Raw genomic sequence first — 25,132 nt, 5'->3', positions numbered from 1 at the left:
CAAATCTAGTACACATCGCGTTGATAACGTTTTACTTCACGCAGTTCATTTAAATAATCTTCTGCTTCATCCGAACTTAAATTACCTTCTTTAGCAATGACGTCGAGTAATGTTTGTTCCACATCTTTTGCCATTTTTGATGCATCTCCACAGACATAAAAATAAGCGCCCTCTTGTAACCATTGCCAAAGTGCAGTCGAATTTTCACGAATTTTATCTTGCACATAGATTTTCTTCTCTTGATCACGTGACCAAGCAAAATCGTATTTATGCAAGAAGCCTTCTTTGGCAAATTGTTGCCATTCGGTTTGATAAAGGAAATCGCTGGCAAAATGCGGATTACCAAAAATCAGCCAGTTTTTACCACTCGCCTCATCGGCTACGCGTTGCTGCATGAAAGCACGGAATGGTGCTACGCCGGTACTGGAACCCACCATAATAATTGGCTTAGTCGTATCATTTGGCAGACGAAAATTATCGTTATGTTCTACAAATACACGCACAGCACCATCTTCTTCTACGCGATCCGCTAAAAAGCTTGAGGCTGCGCCACTACGTGCTCTACCTTCATATTCAAAACGTACCACGCCAACGGTTAGATGGACTTCTTCCCCAACCTCTGCTGGAGAAGATGAAATGGAATACAAACGAGGCGTTAAAGGACGCAATAATGAAACCAGTTGTTCAGCAGTTAATTTTGCAGGAAATTGATGTAATACATCCACAATCGGTGTACGTTGAACCAATTCTTGCAATGCTTGATTATCCGCAACCAAATCGTTTAACTGTTCGTTATTCGCCAAAGCTGCATAGCCTTTCACAAAAGCTGGCGTGTTTTGAGTCAGCTCTAAATGCGATAAAAGTGCGGTCGAAATAGTTTGCGCTTTTCCCTCAATTGTCACTTCTGTAGTAGGATCAATCTGTGCGAGCGATAAAATTTCATCGACTAACTTAGGATCATTGTCAAACCATACGCCGAGTGCATCCCCCGCTTGGTAATGAAGATCTGAGCCGGCTAAATCAAACTCTAAATGACGAACATCTTTATCAGACTGACGACCAGTAATTTTCTGGTTAGTGATTAACGTTGCAGAAAATGGATTGGCTTTATTGTATTGGCTTTCCTTGGCTACCGGTGCGGTTGTAGCAGTACCAATACTTTGCACAGCCGGTGAAGCCTGCGCAGCCTTTTCTTTTACGATAGCCACAATATCTCTGATCCATTGTTCCGCGGTTGCACTGTAATCTAAATCTGCATCCACTCGCTTAAATAAACGCGTCGCGCCTAATTCGGCAAAACGCTGATCAAAATCCTTGCCTGCTTGGCAGAAATTTGGATAAGAACTATCCCCTAATCCCAACACAGCAAATTGCAATTCGGTGAGTTTTGGTGCTTTTTTACCGTTTAATAACTTATGCAATACCACACCTTCTTCCGGTGGCTCGCCTTCACCTTGCGTAGAAGTCACTAAGAGCAGGTATTTTTCATCAGCAATGGTTTTCGCTTTATAATCTTTTAAAGCGACACGTTTCACGGCAATACCGGCTTCTGTAAGCTCTGCGGCAACTTTATCTGCCACCGATTTAGCATTGCCGGTTTGGGAGCCTGAAAGCACAGTAATTGAAAAAGGTTCTGCCGAAAGTGCGGTCAAATTTGCTGCCAAATGTTGCCCTGCGACCTGTTGTTCTACACCGGAAGCTTGCGACCATGCATAACCGGAAAGCCATGCCAATTGAAGAGGAGTTAGCGTTGGTAAGAGATTCAGTATTTCTGTTGGTAATGGATTGTTGTGTTGCATAAGTTTCCCCACAAAAAAATGAGTAATATCAGTAAATTCACATATTAAAGAAAGCGCGACTTAGAGAATCATACCAGCTGCTACTGTGTTATAAGTTGCTTCATCAACTAAAATAAAAGCGCCACCAGCAATATTTTCTTCGTAAGTTGTGGCAACAATCGGTTTCTGTAAACTTAAACGCACTCTAGCAATATCATTCATCTTTAAGGCTGTAGCACCACTTTCTTGTTCTAGTGTATGAACGTTTAACACACTTTCAATTTCACTGATTTTGGCAAATACGGTTTGCGTACCATGTTTAAGTAAATATTTACGGGCGGTATTTAATGGGCGTTCATCAAACCAACAAATTGTGACTTCAAGTTGTTTTTTTGGTGTAAGTGGTGAACTTTCATCCACAAATAAATCACCACGGGAAATATCAATATCGCGATCTAAACGTAAGGTAATCACTTCCCCGGCCACCGCCTGTGTCACCTCACCTTTTGGCGTAATAATCTCAGTCACTTTAGCGGTTAATCCATTCGGTTCAATTCGAATAGTCTGCCCCTGTTGCACGGAACCGCGCTCAATTCGACCTTGATAACCGCGGAAATCATCAGCTTTATCCGCATCCTGACGTACGACTAATTGCACAGGAAAATAGAAATCAGCATTAGAATGGCTCACTTCATCTACACTTGGTAAATTTTCTAAAATGGTGAGTAAAGGTTCGCCTTGATACCAAGGGGTGCTTTCACTTGCATATACTAGGTTATCGCCAAGCAATGCAGATACCGGCACAAAATGCACATCTTTTAAACCTAGCTGTAGCGCCAATTGACAATACGCCTCCACAATAGCATTGAATTTTTCTTCGCTGTAATCCAATAAATCCATTTTGTTCACCGCCACTAAAATGTGCGGGCAATTTAATTGACGCAAAATCGCTGAATGACGTTTAGTTTGTGGTAAGAGTTGTAACGGTTTTTCATCAAAATTCAGCTGAGAAGCATCAATTAAGACGATTGCAGCAGATGCTGTACTCGCTCCTGTCACCATGTTACGTGTGTATTGCTCATGTCCTGGGGTGTCGGCAATGATGAATTTACGTTTTGCCGTAGAGAAATAGCGATACGCCACATCAATGGTGATGCCCTGTTCACGTTCTGCTTCCAAACCATCTGTCAAAATAGAAAAATCAATGGCTTCTTTATTACCTTTTTCTTTTCCTGCGTTAAGGGTTTTAATTTGGTCGGTTAATAAAGCTTTACTATCGTAAAGTAAGCGGCCGATTAAGGTACTTTTCCCGTCATCTACACTACCGGCAGTAATAAAACGAAGTGGAGTTGAATGTTGTGTCATATTTCTTCCTTATATTCTGTTAATTATTCTTTTGTATTTCATCATCTTTGAATCATGCCCCATATAAATCGCCTGAACGAGTCTCAATTTTTAGAAAAATTTGTACTGTTTGAGCGTAGCGAGTTTATAAATTTTTCGTTAAGAAAATTGAAACAAAGTGAAGAGGAGCGATTTAATTGGGGTGTGTTCTTTGCTACTTTCTTGCACAAGCAAGAAAGTAGAAATACTAAAAATACCCTTCTTTTTTCCGTTTCTCCATGGCGGCTTCGCTGGCTTGGTCGTCTAGACGAGTCGCGCTGCGTTCAGAAATGTCGGCAATAGCGGTTTCTTCAATAATTTCTAATGGTGTTGATGCAGTGCTCGCTACCGGACAGGTACAGCTAATATCACCCACAGTACGGAAACGAACATCTAATACTTCGCTGACTTCATTTGGCAATTTAGGGGTTAATGGTGTCACTGGTACTAACAAACCTTTACGACGTACAACTTCTCGTTTATGGCTGTAATAAATCGGAGGCAATTCCAAATTCTCACGAGCGATATATTGCCAAATGTCTAATTCCGTCCAGTTGGAAATCGGAAACACTCGCATATTTTCACCTTTATGCAATTTAGCATTGTACAGAGACCATAATTCCGGACGTTGTGCCTTAGGATCCCATTGGCCGAACTCATCACGGAACGAGAAAATTCGTTCTTTAGCACGAGCTTTTTCCTCATCACGACGTGCACCGCCCATCAAGGCATCAAATCCATTCTCTGCAATGGTTTCTAATAAAGTGACCGCCTGTGCCGCATTACGCGAATCCGTTTCTTTGCGTAATACCACCGTGCCTTTGGCAATGGAATCTTCCACATGCCCAACGACTAAGCGAGCGTTAAGTTTTGCCATTTGTTCATCTCGAAATTGGATCACTTCTGGATAGTTATGGCCGGTATCAATATGCACCAATGGAAACGGTAAATGTACCGGACGATCACCTAACTGAAATGCTTTACGGGCTAATGCCAGCAATACCACCGAATCCTTCCCACCGGAAAAAAGCAACGCTGGGTTTTCACATTCCGCGACGACTTCACGAATAATATGAATCGACTCCGCCTCGAGCCAGTCTAGATGTTGGTTGTTGAGTTCAGTTTTTGTCATGTTTTGCTTCCTATATTTTTCTACTTATGTAATCCACATTCCTTACTATCTTTACTCTCCCACCACCAGCGGCCGGCGCGAATATCTTCGCCCTGTTTAACTTGGCGGGTACAAGGTTCACAGCCAATGCTTGGGAAACCTTGATGGTAAAGGTCGTTATAAGGTACATTGTTCGCTAAGATATAAGCCCACACATCTTTTTCTGACCAATCAAAAATAGGATTGTATTTATCAATACCACGAGACTGATCTTGCTCAGCAAAAGGGAGCGCAGTACGTGTAGCCGATTGTTCTCGACGCTGTCCGGTAAGCCATGCATCTGCACCTTGAATCGCGCGATTTAAGGGTTCGATTTTACGGATATGGCAACACTCGCGACGTAATTCCACGCTTTCATAAAAAGCAAATTTCCCTTTTTCTTCCTCGTAGCGAGTCACTTCATCAGCAATCGGCTGAAAGCGTTCTATTTGAAGATGTGGATAGACTTTCTCAAGGTTGTCTAATAAATTTAACGTATCTTGATGGAGTAAACCGGTATCTAAAGTAAAAATACCAATATCTAAGTTTTCACGTGCAATGACATCGGTAATAACCATATCTTCTACGGCTAAACTGCTGGCAAAGCGTGTATTGTGATGGCTATCAGCTATTTGATGTAAACGTTGCTTCAATGTGGCTGTTTTTTCTGCCAAACGCTCTTGTACATCAAGGCTAACAAGTGGAATTTGCCAAAAAGTCGGTTTAAATAAACTCATCATCCACTCCTTACGCCACTTGACTGATGGTTAGACTTTCTAAGGTAAAGTGCGGTTGTTTTTGACGTTGTTTCTCTTCGCCAAACCACGCTAATTGTTCGTGTAATGTCACCACTTCTCCCACTACAATTAAGGCTGGAGTCTCTGCTTTTTCAGCTAATTCAGCTAAATTTGCAAGTGTGCCAATCGCTGTTTTTTGAGTAAGTTGAGTACCTTGGCTGATAATCGCAACAGGCGTATTCGCAGCTCGACCATATTGTTGTAAATGTTCAGCAATGACTTGCGCTTTTAACGTCCCCATATAAATGACTAAGGTTTGATGACTTCTTGCTAAGGTTTGCCATTCAATATCAGAGGCATCGGCTTTACGATGACCGGTCACAAAAATGGCGCTTTGTGCATAATCTCGGTGAGTTAATGGGATGCCAGCATAGGCTGTTGCGCCAATACCCGCTGTAATACCGGGTACAACCGAAAATGGAATTTGATGTTGAGCTAATACTTCTAATTCTTCGCCACCGCGTCCAAAAACGAAAGGATCGCCGCCTTTTAAACGCACTACTCGCTTGCCTTGTTGGGCAAGGGTTAATAACAATTGGTTGGTTTCTTCTTGTGCGACAGAACGACCATTGGCACGTTTCCCCACAAAAATACGTTCTGCATCACGACGAATCAAAGAAAGAATCTCACCAGAAACCAATGCATCGTAAAGCACCACATCAGCTTGTTGAATTTCCTGTAAACCGTTAAGAGTTAATAACCCAGCATCGCCAGGACCGGCACCAACTAAAGAGACAAAACCACCTTGATAGTTATTTTCTAGTTGCTCAGCCAATTCCTCTTCAGCTTGTGCCTCTTGTTGATTCTTAACGAGACTTGCAAAACGTCCGCTAAACATTTTTTCCCAAAAACGGCGACGTTCGGTGACCGATGCCAATTTTGCTTTTACTTGATCACGCCACTTACCAGAAATCTCAGCGATTTTGCCTAAATGTTGTGGCAATAATGCTTCCAGTTTCTCACGTAATAAACGGGCTAATACTGGCGCCTTTCCACCACTCGAAATCGCGATTTGGATCGGATTACGATCAATAATAGAAGGGAAGATAAAGCTACAATGAGGTTGATCATCCACCACATTGACTAATTTATGTTGGCTTTCGGCTAAATGGAAAATACGGTGATTTAATACCTCATCATTTGTTGCCGTGATCACTAACATCACCGTTCTCATTTGTTCGGCATTAAATTCTTTCGCAATCCATAGTACTTTATTTTGACGTTCAAGCTCGCTTAACTCTTCATTTAATTGGCGAGCAACAATACGGACTTGAGCATTTGCTTTGAGCAACAACCCAACTTTACGAGCAGCCACTGAACCACCGCCGACAACAAGTACCGGGCGACCAGTTAAATCAGCAAAAAGTGGAAAATAATTCATGGGTATCACTCCTATTTATTCACTTTATCAGCACGTTGTGCACTGACATATAAACGATCAAATAAGCCGTTATCGACAAAATGTTTGGTATTAATCGTATCCCACGAACCCAAACGTTGGTTCACATCAAATTGATTCACTTCGGGAAAAAGTGCGGTCGTTTTAGCAATAATTTTTTTATCTGTCGGGCGGAAATAATTTTGGGCAGCCAGTTCCTGTGCTTGGGGTGACCATAAATAGCTCAAATAATCATGGGAAAGTTGATGCAAACCATCTGCTTGCGTATTTTTATTCACTTCCGCCACATAAATTGGGGTATAGGCCGTTATACTTGGGTACACCACTTCAAAGCTGTTTTCGCCCAGTGTTTTAGCCGCTAACGCTGCTTCATTTTCTGGGGCAATTAAAACATCACCGATATTACGCTGCGTAAAAGAAATACTGGCACTGCGCGCACCCGCCTCTAAAACCGGCACATTTCTTAGTAGGCGTAACATAAAATCTTGTGGTTTATCACTATGCTGTTCGGCATAAGCTAAAGCCGATAAATAAGCAAAGCGCCCGTTCGCAGAGGTTTTAGGATTAGCAAAGACCACTTTGACATCATCACGTACCAAATCAGACCAGTCTTGAATGTGTTTTGGATTTCCTTTTTTCACCAAAAGCACCATCACTGACCCAAAAGGAACTGCACCATTCGGTAATACTTGCTGCCAATCCGCATTCACTAAGCCTTTTTTAACTAAAGCGTCGATATCATTACTTTGTGTCAATGTCACCACATCTGCAGGCAAGCCATTTAACACGCCGAGCACCTGTTTACTGGCGCCACCATGCGATTGTGAAATCATCACATCTGAGGGAAATTCACGTTGAAACGCGATGTTATATTCCTTATAGAAATCACGAATCACGTCATAGGACACATTCAGTAGCACTGTTTTTTGTTCCGTACTGGTATGCCATAAACAGGCTGCCAAGACGAAAGAAAGCACTGAAAATAAAGCAATTTTTTTCATTTTTACTCTCCTCCGTTATTACCCTCAATTTCGTGTGGCTAAATTTATATCGCAAAATGTTAAGTACAAAAAATAACGAAAAAGCATTTTATAGAACAAAATGAAATATAAAACACCAAGCCAAACGATTCCTTATTTCACTTTGGAATATTAAATAAATTTCCGTTCTTTGCCATTATGGAAAAGAGCGGTTATTTTTCTGAACATTTCAAAACGCTTACAAAGCTTAGGTATTTATCTGTTGTGAAGGTGGGATAATGAAAACCGTATTACCAGGATTTAAACGAAGTATATTGATTACATTAGTCTGGCTCGGCTCAATGGTATTATTGCCATTAACATTACTTGTGCTCACTGCCTGGCAATTAAAATGGGCTGATATCGTTCAAATCATCACGAGTGAACGAGTGATCTCATCTTTAACGCTATCCTTTGAAATGGCGGTAATCGCGACGTTAATTAATATCGTTTTTGGCTTTTTATTGGCATGGGTTTTAGTGCGTTATGACTTTCCAGGTAAGAATCTCGTCAACGCGTTAGTGGATTTACCTTTTGCTTTACCCACTGCCGTTGCTGGTATCGCACTTGCCTCGCTTTATGCTCCGACTGGACTGATTGGGCAATGGCTAAGCCATTTAGGGATTCAACTCGCTTATACTCCAAGTGGTATTGCGATTGCGCTGATTTTTGTCAGCTTGCCTTTTACCGTTCGAGCGATTCAACCCGTATTAGCAAATCTCGATCCTAGCTATGAAGAAGCAGCTCAAATTTTAGGTGCATCCAGATTAACGACGTTGCGAAAAGTCATCATCCCGGCGGTATTGCCTGCATTAATAGGTGGCGCAGGTATGGGATTTGCGCGATCGCTTGGTGAATACGGCTCGGTAATTTTTATTGCAGGTAATGTGCCACTTGTATCCGAAATTGCACCATTGATTATTATGTCAAAACTTGATTTATATGACGTGCAAGGTGCATCTGTGGTTGCATTATTAATGCTTGCCATTTCATTTCTGTTGATTTTATTCATTAACTTAGCGCAGTGGTCTGTTGCCAAACGCATTAGTCCAATTCGATAAGAGGTATTTATGAAAACCCAATCATGGCAAAAATGGATCTTAATTCTGACCGCACTCAGTTTTTTTACGATCATATTATTGCTCCCATTATTTACCGTATTCTATTCAGCCCTTGAACAAGGAATTGGTCTATTTTTCGCTGCATTAAAAGAACCAGAAGCCTTAGCAGCTATTTGGCTTACGATTAAAGTCTCTTTAATTGTATTACCTATTAACATTTTTATCGGTGTGGTTATGGCTTGGGCTATTGCTTATTTTGACTTTAAAGGGAAAAGCTTATTAACCGCACTACTCGATCTCCCCTTTTCCATTTCACCAGTGGTGGTAGGATTAATGTTCTTACTGCTGTTTGGGTTAGATGGACTTTGGGGCGCATGGCTTGCTGAACACCATATTCGTTTTATGTTTGCTACGCCAAGCATTGTTATCGTGACTTTATTCGTTACCTTTCCACTTATTGCAAAATCATTAATTCCAACCATGTCAGCACAAGGCACAAGTGAGGAACAAGCTGCGTTAATCTTAGGTGCATCCACTTGGCAACTTTTCTGGCACGTAACGCTACCAAAAATAAAATGGGCATTAATTTATGGTGTGATTTTAAGTAACGCTCGTGCAATGGGTGAATTCGGTGCCGTGAGTGTTGTATCTGGGCATATTCGCGGTTTGACTAATACAATTCCGCTTTATGTAGAAATTAGTTACAACGAATATCAATTTGTTGCCGCATTTGCTTGCGCCAGTTTATTAGCATTAATCGCAGTGGGAACACTGGGATTACAAAATGTAGTGAGATATGTGGAAAAGAAAAAAATCCAAGAATAACAACGGGTACACAATACATGACAATCAAAATCCAGCAACTAAACAAACACTTTGGACAGTTTCATGCGTTGAAAGATATCAATCTCAGCTTTCCGGAAAATCAGCTAACCGCCTTGCTTGGGCCTAGTGGTTGTGGAAAAACAACGCTATTAAGGATCATTGCCGGATTAGAATTTGCTGATAATGGACACATTTGGTTTGGTGAAAAAGAGGTGACTCAACTTTCGGCTGCTGAACGCGGTGTCGGCTTTGTGTTTCAGCATTATGCACTATTTCAAAATATGACCGTCTTTGACAATGTCGCTTTTGGCTTAACGGTGAAACCTCGTAGAGAACGTCCCTCTGCAGGAGAAATTCGCGAAAAAGTCACCGCACTTTTAAAGCTAGTAAAACTTGAATGGCTAGCCGATCGCTACCCTAATCAACTTTCAGGTGGACAAAAACAACGGATAGCCTTAGCTCGGTCCCTTGCTGTTCAACCGAAAGTCTTACTACTTGATGAACCCTTTGGTGCATTGGATGCTCAAGTTCGTAAAGAATTACGTCGTTGGCTACGGGAATTGCAACATGAACTCAATGTGACCAGTATTTTCGTTACCCATGATCAAGATGAAGCATTAGATATGTCTGATCGCATTGTGGTGATGAATAAAGGTCAAGTGGAGCAAATTGATGAGCCTAGCCAAATCTATCATGCACCACAAACCCCTTTCGTCACACAATTTGTGGGAGATGTTAATGTGTTCCACGGACACATTGATCAAGGCAATTTAGTCATTGGTGAATTTGCTCATAATTTACAAACACATAGCAATGCGACTCATGCAGTCAATAACCAATCTGCAACGGCTTATATTCGCCCTTACGAACTGACGCTTTCACGCGAATCTCATAATGCCTTAGCGAGTGGTACGATTCATCATATTAATGCTATTGGTTTTATCGTGAGAATTGAAGTGGAAAGCTCGCAAACAGAACAACCGATTGAGGTGATTCTTACCAAAGAAAACTATCTCAATGCGCAGTATAAAATAGGTGATCATGTTTATCTCGTGCCGGATAAATTAAATCTATTTCAAGAAATGAATATTTAGAAAAGCAAAAGTGCGGTCAAAATCAACCGCACTTTTTTACATTTAAAGGAGAGAATTATTTTTTACCTAATTGTGGTAAAACGGAATCTTTCCCTGTAGTTAAGAGGCCTACTTGAGAATAGATACTTAATTTTCCGCGCGTATCTGCTACGTCTAAATTACGCATAGTTAATTGACCAATACGATCGATTGGATCAAATGGTGCATTTTCCACTTTTTCCATACTTAAACGTTCAGCCGCATAAGTTAAGTTTGGTGATTCAGTATTTAAGATGGAATAGTCATTACCACGACGAAGTTCTAATGTCACTTCACCAGTCACCGCACGAGCGACCCAACGTTGTGCTGTTTCACGTAACATTAACGCTTGTGGATCAAACCAACGACCTTGGTATAACAAACGGCCTAAACGTAAACCGTTGATACGATATTGTTCAATAGTATCTTCATTGTGAATACCAGTTACTAAACGTTCATAAGCGATATAGAATAATGCCATTCCCGGTGCTTCATAAATACCGCGTGATTTGGCTTCGATAATACGGTTTTCAATTTGGTCTGACATGCCTAAACCATGACGACCACCAATGCGATTTGCTTCTAAGAAAAGATCCACCACGTTACCAAATGTTTTACCATTTAATTCAACCGGCACACCTTCTTCAAAGCGAACAGTTACCACTTCTGGTTTCACTTGAATATTTTCATCCCAAAATGCCACGCCCATAATTGGTTTCACAATTTTAATACCAGTGCTTAATTCTTCTAAGTCTTTCGCTTCGTGTGTCGCACCTAACATATTAGAGTCAGTTGAATACGCTTTTTCTACTGACATTTTGTAGTCAAAACCATTTGCGATTAAGAATTGTGACATTTCAAAACGACCGCCCAACTCATCGATGAATTGTTGATCTAGCCATGGTTTGTAAATTTTTAAATTTGGGTTGGTTAATAAGCCATAACGGTAAAAACGCTCAATATCGTTACCTTTGAAAGTTGAACCATCACCCCAGATATTCACATCATCTTCTTTCATTGCTGCAACAAGCATCGTACCGGTTACCGCACGACCAAGTGGTGTAGTGTTGAAATAGGTTGCTCCACCAGTCGAAATATGGAATGCACCACATTGAATAGCCGCAATCCCTTCATGGGCTAACTGCGCACGACAATCCACTAAACGCGCATTTTCCGCACCATATTCCATTGCTTTTTTGGGAATTGCATTGTAATCATCTTCATCTGGTTGACCTAAGTTTGCTGTATAAGCATAAGGTACTGCACCTTTTTGACGCATCCAAAGTAATGCCGCACTGGTATCTAGCCCGCCCGAAAAAGCGATACCAACTTTTTGACCTTTAGGTAAATGTTGCAGAATCGTATTTGACATATTTTATTTCCTTCATTGTGGTTATGGTGAGTGAGTCTTTAAAAAGTGCGGTCAAAAATCACTGCGCTTTTCTAACATATCATCGGGATTTGGATAACGATAAGCGAAGCCTAAATCTCGACAAATTTTATCTGCCATAATGATTCGTTTCGGATCCGAATCACTACATTCAAATTGTGGTATGGGTAAATCATAAAATACTGCTGCTTTTGTGTAATATTCTGCTCTAGTAGGATGAATTGGCGCGCAAAGATGGTAAGTTCGCAATCCATTTGGATTCATGAGTAAGGCAGTAATAGCTTGAATGCAATCCTCTAGATACACCAAATTAACAGGCGAATTGCCCTGTTTTAAATTGTGTTTTCCTGCTAAGAATTTAACCGGATGGCGTTGCTTACCAATTAATCCTCCAAGTCGAAGAATATCGCAATGCGATATTCCTGATTGGAACAAGCACTGTTCTGCTTGTATCAGTGTTTTACCCATTTCTGTTTCAGCTGAACGTTGAGAACCTTCATCAAATTGCCCCGAAATATCAGGAAAAACAGAAGTTGAACTGGTAAAAATCAAATGCTGCACGCCGTGTTTCTTGGCTTGATTAGTTAAAAAAGCAAGATATTCACAATACTGTTGAGAAGAAAAACGGCCAGGTGGTAAGGTGAGAATAAGAGCATCTACATTAAAAAGAGGGCGAATATGGTCTGGTAAACGTTTCATTTCGTCAGAAAGCGAAAAAGGATAAGTTTCAATACCTAGCTGATGCAATTTCTGAGCATCATTAGGGGATTGTTTTGAGCCTTTTACACACCAACCAAGTTCTTTTAAGTGCAGCGCCAGCGGTAAGCCTAACCAACCTAAACCAACTATCACAACAGATTTCATACTCTTTTATTCACAATATTTTATCCATAAAAATCCCTGCTATTCTAAAGCATAGCAGGGAGTTTGTTAATGTTATTTTGTTAATAAATCCAAGGCCTCTTGATATTTAGCCACCGTTTTATCAATCACTTCTTTTGGTACTTTCGGTGCTGGCGGTTGTTTATTCCAACCACTTTGCTCTAACCAATCTCGTACAAACTGCTTATCAAATGATGGAGGATTTGTGCCTTCTTTATAAGTATCAACTGACCAAAAACGGCTAGAATCCGGTGTTAATACCTCATCCATTAAAGTGAGCGTACCATTTTCATCTAAACCAAATTCAAATTTAGTATCACAAATAATAATACCTTTAGTCAGCGCATATTTTGCTGCCTCAGTATAAAGCGCAATTGCTTTTTCTCTCACTTGTGCCGCTAACTCTGCACCAATTGCTTTTTCACATTGTTCATAGCTGATATTGATATCGTGATTACCCACTTCTTCTTTACTTGATGGCGTAAAAATTGGTTCTGGTAATTTACTTGCTTCAACTAATCCTTCCGGTAATTTCAACCCACAGATGGCCCCTGTTTGCTTATAATCTTTTAGTCCACTACCCGTTAAATAACCACGTACGATAGACTCAATTTTAATTGGATTCAAACGTTTGCAAACCACTGCGCGATCTTTTACTAAATCAGCCTCTTCTTTTGGCAACACATCATAAACTGAATCGCCCGTAAAATGATTCGGCATAATATGGGCTAACTTATTGAACCAGAAATTGGAAATTTGAGTCAGGATTTCACCTTTACGTGGGATAGGATCATCTAAAATCACATCAAATGCAGACAAACGGTCACTGGCGACCATTAACATTCGTTTATCATCGATCTCATAAAGATCACGCACTTTTCCCGAATAGATTTTTTTTAGACTAAGTTGTGTCATTGCTTGCACCTTTAATTATAAGAATAAAAAATCGGTGGATATTGTACCGCACTTTTAGCGCAAACGTTTGCTTTTTTTTATAAAAATAAAAGCAAATAAAAAAACAGGCTATAAAGCCTGTTTTTTGTATATCACTTGTCGCCTTATCGCCAAATTGCCCCTTTGGTTTTTGCTCCACGGGTATTGATATTCGTTTTGATTGCACCTTTTAAATTGGCGCCAGTAAGATCTGCACCTGCTAAGTTAGAATTGGTTAAATTAGCGCCTTTTAAGTTAGCTTTATGAAAGTTAGCCCCACTTAAATTTGTATTTGTGAAATCAGCGCCTTGCAAATTCGCATTGCTAAAGTTTGCATTGGCAAGATCTGAATTGGTAAATGACTGTCCTGCCAAATCTTGACCAGAGAAATCTTGTCCACCTAAAGCAGCATTAACTTTATCTGAAGATGAATCACCACTAGGGATATATGTCGTTTCGCCGTTGTGAGTAATAACTGTGCCATTGACAACAGTACTTTTTTTGCCTGAGATAGTTTGTACTGATTCTCCGCCATCCGTTGCGCTATTAATAATTTTACCCTTTACTGTAACTGATTGATGATTATCAGCTTGAGCATAGCTCGATAATGCTACAAAACTAAATAATGTAATAGCTAATTTTGAATAAACGTGCTTCATGTTTACCTTCCTTCATGTTTACTTTAAATAAATTAACGACTTGGTTCCAAAGTTAATAATCCGTCTAATGGATCATCTTCCTGTAATGTTGTTATAGCTTTCGTGGCTTTTTCTGTATCAAACCCCGCAATATTTTTTTCAGTTTTGCCTGTATGCATACGATTAGTATCCTGTTGTACTACAACTGGACTTGGTAACATATTTGACATTCGTTGCATCCACATACTATTAATATTGCCACCCGTTGTTCTTCTTGATAACAAAATCGGCAACACTTTTTGAGCTTCAGCGCTACCTTGTTCTGCAGCTAATTGATATAGACGAATTGCTTCACCAAAATTTACTGCAACACCAACACCTTTATGGAAACGAACCGCTAAATCGTAGCTTGCACTTGAGTCACCCGCTTGAGAACGCTCTCTTAGTTCACCGATCACACCTACATTTGGTGGTGAAGAAACAGTTTTAGGCACCATTTGAACTGCTTGCTCATTTTGGCGATTTAATATAATGCGTTGATTTAGTCTTGCAGCAGGGCTTCCTAAGCTAATCGCTTTTTCATTCCAACGTTGGGCTAATGCATAATTCCCTTTTTGGAAATGGTAGTTAGCTAAAGCATTCGCAGCGACATAATCACCCATAACTGCAGCATCATTAACCAATCTTTCAGACTTTGCATTAAATTGACTTAAGCCTTTTTGGTATTTTTCCAATAGCCCTTGCAAATATATTGCTCGAGCATATTTTAGGGAAGATACTTGCGCTAAATATTTATTAGCTCTAGCAAAATCTCTTGGTAAATTTCCACTAAACAACAAATAGGCATTCGCCATTAACGCTTTTGGATTATTCTGTAAAACAAAATGATCAAATTCATCATAAGCATTTTGATAATCCTTATTACGGTAGCTTTCATAAGCAAATTCCATAGAAAACCCCGTATTTTGCTCTTGCTGAACGGTTGAATTCCTAGGCTCAATCGGCTTATTAATCACGATTTGTGCATAAGAAACCGGAATCCCCGCTAGCAAGGCATAAACAAATAATTTAGATGCTGAATATTTTTTTGACATATCGTCCCCAATGATTATTTGTTTACTTCACTTGATAACTCACTGTTTGGATACCTTTTAAATCATCACCAAAGATTGTTTTTAATTGCTCAGATAACTCATTCATATCCTTCACTTTAAGCGGATTCAAGGCATCCCCAAAGTTGCTCTGAAGCTTATCAGATACACTATAATATGAAGCCATACACATCACACTTTCTTTACCTTTTTCATTTAAACTTAAAGTAAATGCATCAGAGCCTGGAATTTTCAGTGGATTATTTTTAGAGGTTATACCCTCTCCTTGGATAGGATTTGGATAAACCTGAGTAATGCTTTTCGATGCGTCTTGGTAGAAACACGCTAAATAAGTTGAATCTCTATCCACATTAACATCTAACTCTAATGCATCACCTCGACGATAAGATGACTTATTTAAGTTAATGCCTACATTAATTGGTGCATCTTTATCAGAATTTAGTACTGGATACCCTCCTCGAGGTTGATCTTCTTTATCATCTGATGCTTCTACTCCTACTTTCTTAAAGTTACCATTTGCATCTGTTTTTACATAATTTTTCATTAAGCGTTCATAGCTTTCGAAATTAATAAAACCAGAAGGTGTCGCTTTATTATCTTTTTGGAATGCCGATAATGCATCACGGAATTCTTTTGAACTCTTGCCATCTACTTTACCGCTGTAATAACCTAAGTTTTTCAAGCCAGTTTGGAAGAATTTAACTTTGCTACTATCTCCCATTCCACCGTACCAATCTAACAATTCACGTTGGAATTCAGGATGAGCTTGGTCAAGCGATAAACATTGCCAATAAGGCACTTTAGTTAATTTACCCACTAACTCTATCGTACCTAAATCAACTAAGGTTCGCATTGAACCTCCCAGCCCTTGAGAAAGCGCTCGTTCTAAAGAAAACTGAACACCTGTTTTCTTAATTTTTGCACCAGCATCGAGTCCAAAACCCTTACCAGCAGCAACAATTTCATTAGATGAATCAATACCCGGATAAAGCGTACGGGTTAAAAAATCCCCCATATGCAACTCCAACCCCAATGCGGTTGTCATCAAATCACCTGAAATACCAAGCTCACCATCTTCTGCATAAGACAGTCCTAAGCTATTGGACTTACGTAATACATTCTGATCCACATAAGATACTGCCCCTGAAATATAAAGTTGAGGCGCCGGAATTTGCATACTTCCCGTTGGTAATAAAAGATTTGTTAATGTCTGAACGGTATCTTGTTTTAAAGGATCGATTTCAAAATCAGCGACCTTAAAAGCACCACTAATTTTCGACATTTGTGACAACGCAGTCATAATCATTTCGCTTGCAGCTACACCAGCTTTAGTTGATGGATCTTTAATAGTTTTTACTGCAATAACTGTTTCACCAATATTACTTTGACGTAGCAAATCATCCATACAATTTAAACTATCACTGAAACTTGATATCGATCTAACTGGTTCTACTGCAGGGAGGTTATGAGTCGTTGTTGAGCCAATATATGGTCTATCTTCTTTTAGATTTGTAGCAGATAAAGAACACCCAACTAGATTAGAAATCAAAACATAAGAAATAATAGTTCGAGAAAATTTCATAAGATACCTTAAGTTATTATTAATTATTTACAGACATTAATTACATCGCCTTTAACAACGACAACATTATTATTTTTATTTTTAGGACCATATCGACCAGAACTAGCACCTTTTTGAGCGGTAACATTTCCAACATTTGTAGAACAATTTTTAGAACGTCCTCCAAATGAACTGCCACTAGAAGTGTTGTTATACTGAGATACACTATTCTCAGCCTCATCTTCCATCTCTATTCCCATTCCAATTCTTGACCACTTTTGAGCCTGAACTTCATGAACTTTTGCTTTATCCAAAGGCCCTAAACCTTTTCTTGGTACAAGTTCACCATTTCCCGCAAAAGTATTTAGAGATAAAAAACATGAAGCCCCAAATAGTATCAACATGTAAAAAACTTTCATGACTTCGTCTCCAACAGAATCTTAAAACACATAAAAAATTGGTTATTGGATAACCAATAACCAATTAATTTTATTTATGACTATTCGCTGCTATTAGAACTTAAGTTTTGTATAGCCTTACTTCCACCAACTGCAGTATTAGCTACCGCACCTTGAATATTAGTGGTTTGAGTGTTATTACCACCGATAGTTACTTTACCATGGTTAGATGAAATATTTTGAATCGCTTTACTACCGCCCACGGCTGTATTAGCTACTGCACCTTGAATATTGGTAGTTTGAGTGTTGTTACCACCAATTTTAATTGCAGCATTAGTAGATAAAGCTAAACTTGCTGCAAAGATTGCTGCTGCACTAATCTTAACTAGATTTTTCATTGTTTTTCCTCTTTTTTAAAAGAAATTGAGCATTACTATGCTTATTGAAATTAATGATTATTTAATACAATCATTAATTCTGAGCTAAAGATTAATAATCTTTAACAACAGAACCGATATTCACTTCAGATTTACCACCTGAAGAAGAATTGACAATTGAACCAACACTAACTGACTGATTATGGCTTCCACCATCATTTACTGATGATCCAATATTAATGCTGGCTTTACCGCTACCAGATGCTCTATTTACTAAGGAGCCATTCACAACAACATTTTGGGTATTATTGCCAACACTCTTACCTACGGTAGAACCAACATTAATCATTGCTTTACCGCTGCCAGAAGAAGAGTTATTTACAGCTCCACTAACAGTTACATTTTGAGTGCTCCCATAAACAAACGTTGATACAGAGCAAACTCCAAATGCAATAAGCAATAATTGTTTAAAACAAAAAGTTTGTTTTTTCATTTTTACCTCAAGATTCCTCATGAGAAAATATTATTCAATCAAGGATTGAAAACTGAAATCGGTATATTTCAGTCAGGGGTAATCTATCACGGCAAAATAAACCCAGTCATTAGACCAATTATTTTTGAACTATAATAAGCAACATATGTCGACTACTTTTTACTAAAAGTAAACAATGCATTTTTAATACAAATAAAACATTTAGTTAAGTAAAAAAAATTACAAATAACCATCCCTACTATCTGATAATTTTACATAAAAATTAAAAGACTTAACCAATCAATAAAAGAAAAACGATAGAATTAAAAAACAATAATGTTTATAACATAACCAACGCAAACGCTTGCAAAGGTTAAAAAATAAACAACCATCAATATTCTTTGTTAAGCTAATTGAGCATAAAATCAATATTTTCCCAATTTAATTTGAGCTCAATCTGAAAATCAGCGACAATACAGCATTATTTAAAACAGAAGAAACAAGACAATGAGTTATCCATTAGAAGAAGTGAATAAACGTCGCACATTTGCGATTATTTCCCACCCTGACGCTGGTAAAACCACCATCACCGAAAAAGTATTGTTATACGGCAATGCCATTCAAAAAGCAGGCTCAGTAAAAGGTAAAGGCTCTGCACAGCATGCAAAATCTGACTGGATGGAAATGGAAAAACAACGTGGTATTTCCATTACGACTTCCGTCATGCAATTCCCTTACAATGAGTGCTTAGTGAATTTATTGGATACACCGGGGCATGAGGATTTCTCGGAAGATACCTACCGCACTTTGACGGCTGTGGATAGCTGCTTAATGGTTATCGACTCGGCAAAAGGAGTTGAGGAACGTACCATTAAATTAATGGAAGTCACCCGTTTGCGCGATACGCCAATTATCACTTTCATGAATAAACTTGACCGTGATATTCGTGATCCAATGGAATTATTAGATGAAGTGGAAAGCGTATTAAAAATCCATTGTGCGCCAATTACTTGGCCGATTGGTTGCGGTAAATTGTTTAAAGGGGTTTATCATTTATATAAAGATGAAACCTATCTTTACCAAAGTGGGCAAGGCTCTACAATCCAAGAAGTACGCATTGTGAAAGGTCTAAATAGCCCAGAATTAGATGCTGCCGTAGGCGATGACTTAGCCCAACAATTGCGTGATGAATTAGAGCTTGTAAAAGGTGCAAGTAATGAATTTGATTTGGATTTATTCCTAAGTGGTGAATTAACACCTGTCTTTTTCGGTACGGCATTAGGTAACTTCGGTGTCGATCATTTCTTAGATGGTTTAACCGAATGGGCACCTGCACCACAAGCTCGTCAAGCTGACACGCGTAAAGTCTCAGCTGAAGAAGAAAAATTCTCTGGTTTCGTGTTTAAAATCCAAGCCAATATGGATCCAAAACACCGCGACCGTGTGGCTTTCCTACGCGTAGTTTCTGGTAAATACGAAAAAGGGATGAAACTTAAACACGTACGTATTGGTAAAGATGTAGTCATTTCTGACGCTCTCACCTTTATGGCGGGGGACCGTACCCATGCCGATGAAGCCTATGCTGGCGATATTATCGGCTTGCACAATCACGGTACAATTCAGATTGGTGATACCTTCACACAAGGTGAAGATCTGAAATTTACCGGTATTCCAAACTTTGCGCCTGAATTATTCCGTCGCATTCGTTTGAAAGATCCTCTTAAACAAAAACAATTGTTGAAAGGCTTAGTACAACTTTCTGAAGAAGGAGCTGTGCAAGTATTCCGCCCATTAAGTAATAATGATTTAATTGTTGGCGCAGTCGGTGTGTTACAGTTTGATGTGGTCGTTTCTCGTTTGAAATCAGAATATAACGTTGAAGCCATTTACGAAACTGTCAACGTCGCAACAGCTCGTTGGGTGGAATGTGCGGATAACAAAAAATTTGAAGAGTTCAAACGTAAGAATGAGCAAAACCTGGCATTAGATGGCGGTGATAATCTCACTTATATCGCACCGACCATGGTAAACCTAAATCTTGCACAAGAACGTTATCCTGATGTGACCTTCTTTAAAACAAGGGAACATTAATTGTAATACGAAGTGCGGTCAAAATTTATAGTGAATTGGGTACCGCACTTTTTTATAGATAAATAAAAAATTAAATAGCTAAGATGCGGTTAAATTTAATCGCATTTTTTATATAAAAGAAATAGAGAAAATAAGATGGCTGGGGTACTAGGATTCGAACCTAGGGATGCCGAGATCAAAACCCGGTGCCTTACCGCTTGGCGATACCCCAACTGAAATTCTTTGATTGGAAATAAAGAAGATTTTATTTAGATAGTATGGCTGGGGTACTAGGATTCGAACCTAGGGATGCCGAGATCAAAACCCGGTGCCTTACCGCTTGGCGATACCCCAACGACTATTTGACTGCAAGCTGATAAATGGTGCGGGACGAGGGACTTGAACCCACACACCTCTCGGCGCCAGAACCTAAATCTGGTGCGTCTACCAATTTCGCCAGTCCCGCAAATTTGGTGGCTACAGCGAGATTCGAACTTGCGACCCCAACATTATGAGTGTTGTGCTCTAACCAACTGAGCTATGTAGCCATCATTTGCTTTACCTTATCGGCTTTGCGGGGCGTATTATCCTGATTTGACCTATTCTCGTCAATCATTTTTTTGCAAAAAACAGATTTTTTGATTTAGTTGATTATAAATAAAACGCTTTTGCTATTTTTTGTTCACATCAAGAACGGAGATCATTCCAACAAAACGTTTCCAATGCAGGGTGTTAAATTGCCCAGGAATGTACCAATTAGAAATGGTTCCATCAAGATATAAAGCGTCATGACAACCTATTTTCAGCAAACCTTGACTCAATGTATAAAGGTTAGGCTCACCTTTTATCGTCATCAAGAAAAGTAATTCATTTTGCTTCGTCAAACACACTGCATTACGCTTATGATAGCTTTCTAGGCTTGCTCGAAATTGCGGATTCATTTTTCCATGAATAATCAACATCGGGCCTGATTGCAACGCAAAATCAGGTTTGAGTTTGCTTTTTTGATACGCGGCGGTTGTTAAAATGTAGGGTTTATTTCCAGCAATAGCAAATACCCCATTAGGTTGTACATGGAAGTTACCTTTGCCTGATTTTGTATTTAACGCATTGAGTTCTTTTCCTTGCTCAATCCATAACCCCGCAGGCACATTATTCATGCTATAAATGCCCGCATTCATGACCATTTTCACGTTATAGCTATCTTCTAAGGCATTTTTGAGACGCGTTAAACTTTGATAATCTTTACCTTCAGCATCCTTCCAATGTAGCTGTACTTCTTCGGGCTTTGCTTGAAAAATTCCGTAAGTAATATTGCCATCATCAAAGGTTCGGTATTCAGCTAGGGCTGGCACACTCATCAGTAACGATGCGCAACTAAAAAGTGCGGTCAAAAATTTAATCGTTTTTTTCATTTAAAGGATGGGTTAAATGCAACGCATTGGAAAAGGCATGCAACCCTTCTGCATTCCCTGATCGCATCATGGCTTGCATGGTTTGGGTTGGTGCATGAATAAGTTTATTTGTTAATTTATAACTCAATTCTTGCAGAATTTTTTCAGCATTCTCACCCTGTTGAATTTGGTGTAACGCTTTTTCGAGTAATTCTTGGCGAGTATTCTCTGCCTCATCTCGGTAATGACGAATCAAATTGGAGAATTGATGAACCTTCAACCACTCAAAGAAATCCATGCATTCTTGTGTAATGATATCTTGCGCTTGCTCTGATGCTTGCTCACGTTGAGAAAGATTACGCTGGATAATATCTTGCAAATCATCCACAGTGTAATGATACACACTTTCTAATTCCGAGACATTTTCATCAATATCACGAGGCACGGCGATATCAACCATTAAAGTCGGTCTAAATTGGCGTGCTTTCTCCGCAATTTCAGCCATCGCTTTGGTGATTAAAACATTTGGACTGCCTGTTGAGCTGATAACAATATCAGCTTGATTTAGTGGTGTTTGCAATTCATCAAGCAAATACACATCAATCGGTGTATTAGACGCTAAGTTTTCCACCAACTGCTCAGCACGAGATAAAGTGCGGTTAGCAATCATCAATTTTTTTACACCGTGGCGTAATAAATGACGGCTCACCAATTCAATGGTTTCTCCTGCCCCAACAAGTAAAATTTGTAGTTCACGTAAAGATTCAAAAATCTGACGAGCCAAGCTACAAGCCGCATAAGCCACCGATACGGCACTTTCACCAATATTGGTTTCAGTACGCACACGTTTTGCTGTAGCAAAAGTTTTTTGGAACAAGCGAGAAAGCGTGCTCGAAAGTGGAATATTTGCCGCTTGATAATAATCTTCACTGATTTGGAAAGCTTGCTTCACCTGTCCTAAAATTTGCGGCTCCCCCAAAATTAATGAATCCAAACCACAGGCCACTCGCATTAAATGATTTGCAGCTTGTTGATTTTGATGTGTGTAAATACTTTTATTTAATTCATCTACAGAAAGATGATGAATGTTAGCAAACCAATTTATACAGTTCGTTTGCCATTGCTTACACTCTTGAGGTGAAATTTGACGATGGTGAAGATAAATCTCAGTACGGTTACAAGTAGAAAGAATAACCGCACTTTCAGCCAAATCTTGTTGGTAAATTTGTTGTAAGGCAAGCTGCCGCTTTTCTTCAGAAAAAGCGACTTTCTCACGAACAGCGACAGACGCTGTTTTATGATTAATGCCTAGAACAAGAAGGGTCATAAAAATCTAATAAAAATAACCGCACTTTTATGAACAGGCGGCTTAAGTAGAAAGTAAAAGTTTCGCCATTTTAATGAATTGTTGAGAATTGAGCAAATTTCAAGAGAAAAAACTCAAACAAATAACTAAAATGAGTTAAAACTTATCTTTCGCTAAACGCCATTGTGTAAAATCGTCTAAATTTTTTGCTTGTAAAAACGGATTAATTTGTTTCTCTAATCCAATTGTTGTCGGCAAACTCGGCTTGCCCTCTGCTAGATAACGTTCCACTAAAACACGTTGATTTTTGACCGCATTTTTATCCGCCAATACCGTTTCCGCAAAAGCTAAATTACCCAGCGTATATTCATGAGCAGGACAAACCACGGTTTCATTAGGTAATTGATTAAAACGCTGCATAGATTCAAACATTTGAGCAAAATTTCCCGTAAATACACGACCACAGCCTGCAGAAAATAACGCATCGCCGCAAAATAGATGTCCATCCACCAAATAGCTGACATGCCCTGCCGTATGACCACCACTTGGCAAAACTTCAATATGATAATGTGCCGTATTAATCACACCACTATCCACGATATTGGTTGCCCCTTTATTTGCACATTCTGTTGGACCGAAAACTGGCACATTGGGATAATATTGCTTAAACGTCTCGACACCTTGCACATGATCATCGTGATTATGGGTTAATAACACCGCCTCTACGCCTAGCTTATTGAATTCTAAATACGGAATTAAACGCGTTATTTCTGGGATATCGATCACAATTACGGGGAAATTTTCTCGTCTATAAAGCCAAATATAGTTATCATTGAGTGCAGAAATAGGAACTAGCATAAATTACCTTATGAAAATAGGATTAACATTGAATTGGAAAGCCAAATGGCACAAACCTCTTCTTTCACCTGAAAGTTGGCAAGCATTACCACAAGGTGAAGCCTATTGTAACGTATTAACACATTATTTTGCCCAATGGACACCAAAAATTTTAGGCTATCAAATTCTGAAAGTCGGTGCCTTAAGTGGAGAAATCGCCTTTGATTTACCTTTACGTCATCAAATTGTATTAGCTGAAAAAACAGCGTATTTTTCTACCGCACTTTTAAATGAAAGTGACAGTTTGATCCAAGCCTCACCATTAGCCTTGCCTTTTATTGAAAAAGAAATGGATGCTTGTTTGTTGGCAAACACCTTAAACTTTGCGCAAGATCCTCACCAAATATTGCGTGAAGCACATCGCGTTTTAAAGGATGACGGCTGGATTTTCATCACGTTATTTAATCCGATGAGTCCATTACTTTTCAAACCGAAGTTAGGTGACTTCAAATTCCGACAATATGCTACTTGGCGAGTCATTGACTGGTTATCGTTATTAAATTTTGATGTGATTGCAGAAGAAAGACTATCTATAAAACAAGAAAAGACCACGCTCTGCTCTCCGCTCACGGTCATCATTGCTCAAAAACGAACCTATCCATTAACACTGAATCCGGAGAAAGCGCGGTCAAAAATGCCGGCGTTTTTAGAGCCGGCAGGTGCATTTAAAGAAATAAGAACAGAATGATTATTCTGTGACTTCTTTGATTACTGCAGAAGATGCGTTATTGATCACTGACTCAACGCCTTTTTCTGCTGCAGCTTGAGAAGAATAATATTGGCTACGGCCAATTTCTTGGTGGTTAGCTGCTTTTAATACGAAATAAGGTTTATCATTTTTTGCTACGCGATATTCAAAGTTTTTCGCATCCACGCCATTTTTTTGCACTGAAGCAATACCGTTTTCAGCTGATGCTTTAGTTTTATAAAGTTCGCTAGTTAAAATCACTTGTCCGTTTGCTGCTTTTAAGTTGAACATAAATTGTCCGTCTTTAGCCACTTTTAATTCATAAAATCCTTGAGCCATGATATCTCCCAATTGGTTGATTTGTTTATAATTTTACCCACACAGAAAATGCCTTTCCGCACCAAGCTAATTTACCCTTAAAAATCAAGGAAAACAAGAGTTAAAGCGTATAAATTTTATACTTGATTAGCTCACTAAACTCCCCTATGAT

Annotated in this window: 24 protein-coding genes and 4 tRNA genes; 5 read left to right on the top strand and 23 right to left on the bottom strand. The window is 39.2% G+C overall.

The window, feature by feature from the left end:
• Nucleotides 1–5: 5 nt before the first annotated feature.
• The 6 genes from RDV53_RS07565 to RDV53_RS07540 all read right to left on the bottom strand — a co-directional run bounded on the left by RDV53_RS07565 (nucleotide 6) and on the right by RDV53_RS07540 (nucleotide 7,508).
• The gene (locus tag RDV53_RS07565) at nucleotides 6–1,799 is read right to left on the bottom strand and encodes an assimilatory sulfite reductase (NADPH) flavoprotein subunit (protein WP_032822816.1); all 1,794 of its coding nucleotides are present in this window, start codon (nucleotides 1,797–1,799) and stop codon (nucleotides 6–8) included.
• A gap of 60 nt (nucleotides 1,800–1,859) precedes the next feature.
• The gene (gene cysN / locus RDV53_RS07560) at nucleotides 1,860–3,143 is read right to left on the bottom strand and encodes a sulfate adenylyltransferase subunit CysN (protein ID WP_005695729.1); all 1,284 of its coding nucleotides are present in this window, start codon (nucleotides 3,141–3,143) and stop codon (nucleotides 1,860–1,862) included.
• A 226-nt stretch (nucleotides 3,144–3,369) separates the two neighbouring features.
• Nucleotides 3,370–4,293, bottom strand: a complete 924-nt coding sequence (cysD, locus tag RDV53_RS07555) for a sulfate adenylyltransferase subunit CysD (RefSeq protein ID WP_005695727.1) — start codon at nucleotides 4,291–4,293, stop codon at nucleotides 3,370–3,372.
• A gap of 20 nt (nucleotides 4,294–4,313) precedes the next feature.
• Nucleotides 4,314–5,048, bottom strand: coding sequence for a phosphoadenylyl-sulfate reductase (locus RDV53_RS07550; protein ID WP_032822818.1), 735 nt, complete (start codon nucleotides 5,046–5,048; stop codon nucleotides 4,314–4,316).
• Nucleotides 5,049–5,058: 10 nt separating this feature from the next.
• Complete coding sequence (cysG, locus tag RDV53_RS07545; protein WP_005695725.1) at nucleotides 5,059–6,489, bottom strand: siroheme synthase CysG; 1,431 nt, start codon at nucleotides 6,487–6,489, stop codon at nucleotides 5,059–5,061.
• Nucleotides 6,490–6,500: 11 nt separating this feature from the next.
• On the bottom strand, nucleotides 6,501–7,508 hold the full coding sequence (locus RDV53_RS07540; protein ID WP_005695724.1) for a sulfate ABC transporter substrate-binding protein: 1,008 nt from the start codon (nucleotides 7,506–7,508) through the stop codon (nucleotides 6,501–6,503).
• A 257-nt stretch (nucleotides 7,509–7,765) separates the two neighbouring features.
• Between RDV53_RS07540 and cysT the strand changes: the two genes are divergently transcribed.
• Genes cysT through RDV53_RS07525 form a run of 3 tightly spaced genes read left to right on the top strand, consistent with a single transcriptional unit; the run spans nucleotide 7,766 to nucleotide 10,506 of the window.
• Nucleotides 7,766–8,587 (top strand): sulfate ABC transporter permease subunit CysT, encoded by an 822-nt coding sequence (gene cysT / locus RDV53_RS07535; RefSeq protein ID WP_005695723.1) that lies wholly within the window; start codon nucleotides 7,766–7,768, stop codon nucleotides 8,585–8,587.
• 9 nt (nucleotides 8,588–8,596) lie between these two features.
• A complete protein-coding gene (cysW, locus tag RDV53_RS07530) occupies nucleotides 8,597–9,412 on the top strand; it encodes a sulfate ABC transporter permease subunit CysW (protein ID WP_005695722.1) in 816 nt (271 codons plus the stop codon).
• A gap of 17 nt (nucleotides 9,413–9,429) precedes the next feature.
• A complete protein-coding gene (locus tag RDV53_RS07525; RefSeq protein ID WP_005695721.1) occupies nucleotides 9,430–10,506 on the top strand; it encodes a sulfate/molybdate ABC transporter ATP-binding protein in 1,077 nt (358 codons plus the stop codon).
• A gap of 55 nt (nucleotides 10,507–10,561) precedes the next feature.
• On the opposite strand, the gene argG is transcribed toward RDV53_RS07525, so the two are convergent.
• The 9 genes from argG to RDV53_RS07480 all read right to left on the bottom strand — a co-directional run bounded on the left by argG (nucleotide 10,562) and on the right by RDV53_RS07480 (nucleotide 18,308).
• Nucleotides 10,562–11,896 (bottom strand): argininosuccinate synthase, encoded by a 1,335-nt coding sequence (gene argG, locus RDV53_RS07520; protein WP_005695720.1) that lies wholly within the window; start codon nucleotides 11,894–11,896, stop codon nucleotides 10,562–10,564.
• A gap of 51 nt (nucleotides 11,897–11,947) precedes the next feature.
• A complete protein-coding gene (locus RDV53_RS07515; protein WP_005695719.1) occupies nucleotides 11,948–12,778 on the bottom strand; it encodes a Rossmann-fold NAD(P)-binding domain-containing protein in 831 nt (276 codons plus the stop codon).
• Between the two features lie 72 nt (nucleotides 12,779–12,850).
• The gene (locus tag RDV53_RS07510; RefSeq protein WP_032822822.1) at nucleotides 12,851–13,711 is read right to left on the bottom strand and encodes a phosphoribosylaminoimidazolesuccinocarboxamide synthase; all 861 of its coding nucleotides are present in this window, start codon (nucleotides 13,709–13,711) and stop codon (nucleotides 12,851–12,853) included.
• Nucleotides 13,712–13,854: 143 nt separating this feature from the next.
• Nucleotides 13,855–14,388, bottom strand: a complete 534-nt coding sequence (locus RDV53_RS07505; protein WP_005695717.1) for a pentapeptide repeat-containing protein — start codon at nucleotides 14,386–14,388, stop codon at nucleotides 13,855–13,857.
• A gap of 32 nt (nucleotides 14,389–14,420) precedes the next feature.
• Nucleotides 14,421–15,461, bottom strand: a complete 1,041-nt coding sequence (locus RDV53_RS07500; protein ID WP_005695716.1) for a tetratricopeptide repeat protein — start codon at nucleotides 15,459–15,461, stop codon at nucleotides 14,421–14,423.
• Between the two features lie 22 nt (nucleotides 15,462–15,483).
• On the bottom strand, nucleotides 15,484–17,061 hold the full coding sequence (locus tag RDV53_RS07495; protein WP_232620859.1) for a DUF4384 domain-containing protein: 1,578 nt from the start codon (nucleotides 17,059–17,061) through the stop codon (nucleotides 15,484–15,486).
• 23 nt (nucleotides 17,062–17,084) lie between these two features.
• Nucleotides 17,085–17,459, bottom strand: coding sequence for a hypothetical protein (locus tag RDV53_RS07490; protein WP_005695714.1), 375 nt, complete (start codon nucleotides 17,457–17,459; stop codon nucleotides 17,085–17,087).
• 80 nt (nucleotides 17,460–17,539) lie between these two features.
• The gene (locus RDV53_RS07485) at nucleotides 17,540–17,836 is read right to left on the bottom strand and encodes a hypothetical protein (protein WP_005695713.1); all 297 of its coding nucleotides are present in this window, start codon (nucleotides 17,834–17,836) and stop codon (nucleotides 17,540–17,542) included.
• A gap of 91 nt (nucleotides 17,837–17,927) precedes the next feature.
• On the bottom strand, nucleotides 17,928–18,308 hold the full coding sequence (locus tag RDV53_RS07480) for a hypothetical protein (RefSeq protein ID WP_005698794.1): 381 nt from the start codon (nucleotides 18,306–18,308) through the stop codon (nucleotides 17,928–17,930).
• A gap of 486 nt (nucleotides 18,309–18,794) precedes the next feature.
• Here RDV53_RS07480 and prfC point away from each other — a divergent pair, with 486 nt between their 5' ends.
• A complete protein-coding gene (gene prfC, locus RDV53_RS07475) occupies nucleotides 18,795–20,378 on the top strand; it encodes a peptide chain release factor 3 (RefSeq protein WP_005695711.1) in 1,584 nt (527 codons plus the stop codon).
• A 136-nt stretch (nucleotides 20,379–20,514) separates the two neighbouring features.
• Here prfC and RDV53_RS07470 read toward each other — a convergent pair.
• From RDV53_RS07470 to gloB, 7 genes are all read right to left on the bottom strand, one after another.
• Nucleotides 20,515–20,589 (bottom strand) — tRNA-Gln (locus tag RDV53_RS07470).
• Between the two features lie 47 nt (nucleotides 20,590–20,636).
• Nucleotides 20,637–20,711 (bottom strand) — tRNA-Gln (locus tag RDV53_RS07465).
• A gap of 27 nt (nucleotides 20,712–20,738) precedes the next feature.
• A tRNA-Leu gene (locus RDV53_RS07460) sits at nucleotides 20,739–20,823 on the bottom strand.
• A gap of 5 nt (nucleotides 20,824–20,828) precedes the next feature.
• Nucleotides 20,829–20,905 (bottom strand) — tRNA-Met (locus RDV53_RS07455).
• Nucleotides 20,906–21,028: 123 nt separating this feature from the next.
• Nucleotides 21,029–21,772: a phosphodiester glycosidase family protein gene (locus RDV53_RS07450; RefSeq protein ID WP_005695710.1), complete on the bottom strand. Its 744-nt coding sequence runs from the start codon at nucleotides 21,770–21,772 to the stop codon at nucleotides 21,029–21,031.
• Nucleotides 21,756–23,078 carry a glutamyl-tRNA reductase gene (hemA, locus tag RDV53_RS07445; RefSeq protein WP_005695707.1) on the bottom strand — a complete coding sequence of 441 codons (1,323 nt, stop codon included), beginning with the start codon at nucleotides 23,076–23,078 and terminating at the stop codon, nucleotides 21,756–21,758. The genes RDV53_RS07450 and hemA overlap by 17 nt, the downstream gene beginning before the upstream one ends.
• A 135-nt stretch (nucleotides 23,079–23,213) precedes the next feature.
• On the bottom strand, nucleotides 23,214–23,915 hold the full coding sequence (gloB, locus tag RDV53_RS07440) for a hydroxyacylglutathione hydrolase (protein ID WP_005695706.1): 702 nt from the start codon (nucleotides 23,913–23,915) through the stop codon (nucleotides 23,214–23,216).
• 28 nt (nucleotides 23,916–23,943) lie between these two features.
• Here gloB and RDV53_RS07435 point away from each other — a divergent pair, with 28 nt between their 5' ends.
• Nucleotides 23,944–24,642 (top strand): class I SAM-dependent methyltransferase, encoded by a 699-nt coding sequence (locus RDV53_RS07435; RefSeq protein WP_080553590.1) that lies wholly within the window; start codon nucleotides 23,944–23,946, stop codon nucleotides 24,640–24,642.
• Here RDV53_RS07435 and RDV53_RS07430 read toward each other — a convergent pair whose 3' ends face one another.
• On the bottom strand, nucleotides 24,643–24,981 hold the full coding sequence (locus tag RDV53_RS07430) for a YegP family protein (RefSeq protein WP_005695704.1): 339 nt from the start codon (nucleotides 24,979–24,981) through the stop codon (nucleotides 24,643–24,645).
• Nucleotides 24,982–25,132 lie beyond the last annotated feature (151 nt).

It is taken from the genome of Haemophilus parainfluenzae ATCC 33392, assembly GCF_031191205.1.
Taxonomy (GTDB): Bacteria; Pseudomonadota; Gammaproteobacteria; order Enterobacterales; family Pasteurellaceae; genus Haemophilus_D; species Haemophilus_D parainfluenzae.
The sequence above is the reverse complement of the archived record's forward strand: the minus strand, read 5'-3'. Positions and strand labels throughout refer to the sequence as shown.

Coding starts and splice junctions, on each gene's coding strand:
- RDV53_RS07485 (WP_005695713.1), bottom strand. CDS start 17,836: ATGAAAAATCTAGTTAAGATTAGTGCAGCAGCAATCTTTGCAGCAAGT.
- RDV53_RS07430 (WP_005695704.1), bottom strand. CDS start 24,981: ATGGCTCAAGGATTTTATGAATTAAAAGTGGCTAAAGACGGACAATTT.
- RDV53_RS07495 (WP_232620859.1), bottom strand. CDS start 17,061: ATGAAATTTTCTCGAACTATTATTTCTTATGTTTTGATTTCTAATCTA.
- cysG (WP_005695725.1), bottom strand. CDS start 6,489: ATGAATTATTTTCCACTTTTTGCTGATTTAACTGGTCGCCCGGTACTT.
- cysN (WP_005695729.1), bottom strand. CDS start 3,143: ATGACACAACATTCAACTCCACTTCGTTTTATTACTGCCGGTAGTGTA.
- cysD (WP_005695727.1), bottom strand. CDS start 4,293: ATGACAAAAACTGAACTCAACAACCAACATCTAGACTGGCTCGAGGCG.
- gloB (WP_005695706.1), bottom strand. CDS start 23,915: ATGCTAGTTCCTATTTCTGCACTCAATGATAACTATATTTGGCTTTAT.
- RDV53_RS07490 (WP_005695714.1), bottom strand. CDS start 17,459: ATGAAAGTTTTTTACATGTTGATACTATTTGGGGCTTCATGTTTTTTA.
- RDV53_RS07540 (WP_005695724.1), bottom strand. CDS start 7,508: ATGAAAAAAATTGCTTTATTTTCAGTGCTTTCTTTCGTCTTGGCAGCC.
- RDV53_RS07500 (WP_005695716.1), bottom strand. CDS start 15,461: ATGTCAAAAAAATATTCAGCATCTAAATTATTTGTTTATGCCTTGCTA.
- hemA (WP_005695707.1), bottom strand. CDS start 23,078: ATGACCCTTCTTGTTCTAGGCATTAATCATAAAACAGCGTCTGTCGCT.
- cysW (WP_005695722.1), top strand. CDS start 8,597: ATGAAAACCCAATCATGGCAAAAATGGATCTTAATTCTGACCGCACTC.
- RDV53_RS07510 (WP_032822822.1), bottom strand. CDS start 13,711: ATGACACAACTTAGTCTAAAAAAAATCTATTCGGGAAAAGTGCGTGAT.
- argG (WP_005695720.1), bottom strand. CDS start 11,896: ATGTCAAATACGATTCTGCAACATTTACCTAAAGGTCAAAAAGTTGGT.
- RDV53_RS07450 (WP_005695710.1), bottom strand. CDS start 21,772: ATGAAAAAAACGATTAAATTTTTGACCGCACTTTTTAGTTGCGCATCG.
- RDV53_RS07550 (WP_032822818.1), bottom strand. CDS start 5,048: ATGAGTTTATTTAAACCGACTTTTTGGCAAATTCCACTTGTTAGCCTT.
- RDV53_RS07525 (WP_005695721.1), top strand. CDS start 9,430: ATGACAATCAAAATCCAGCAACTAAACAAACACTTTGGACAGTTTCAT.
- RDV53_RS07515 (WP_005695719.1), bottom strand. CDS start 12,778: ATGAAATCTGTTGTGATAGTTGGTTTAGGTTGGTTAGGCTTACCGCTG.
- prfC (WP_005695711.1), top strand. CDS start 18,795: ATGAGTTATCCATTAGAAGAAGTGAATAAACGTCGCACATTTGCGATT.
- RDV53_RS07480 (WP_005698794.1), bottom strand. CDS start 18,308: ATGAAAAAACAAACTTTTTGTTTTAAACAATTATTGCTTATTGCATTT.
- cysT (WP_005695723.1), top strand. CDS start 7,766: ATGAAAACCGTATTACCAGGATTTAAACGAAGTATATTGATTACATTA.
- RDV53_RS07565 (WP_032822816.1), bottom strand. CDS start 1,799: ATGCAACACAACAATCCATTACCAACAGAAATACTGAATCTCTTACCA.
- RDV53_RS07505 (WP_005695717.1), bottom strand. CDS start 14,388: ATGAAGCACGTTTATTCAAAATTAGCTATTACATTATTTAGTTTTGTA.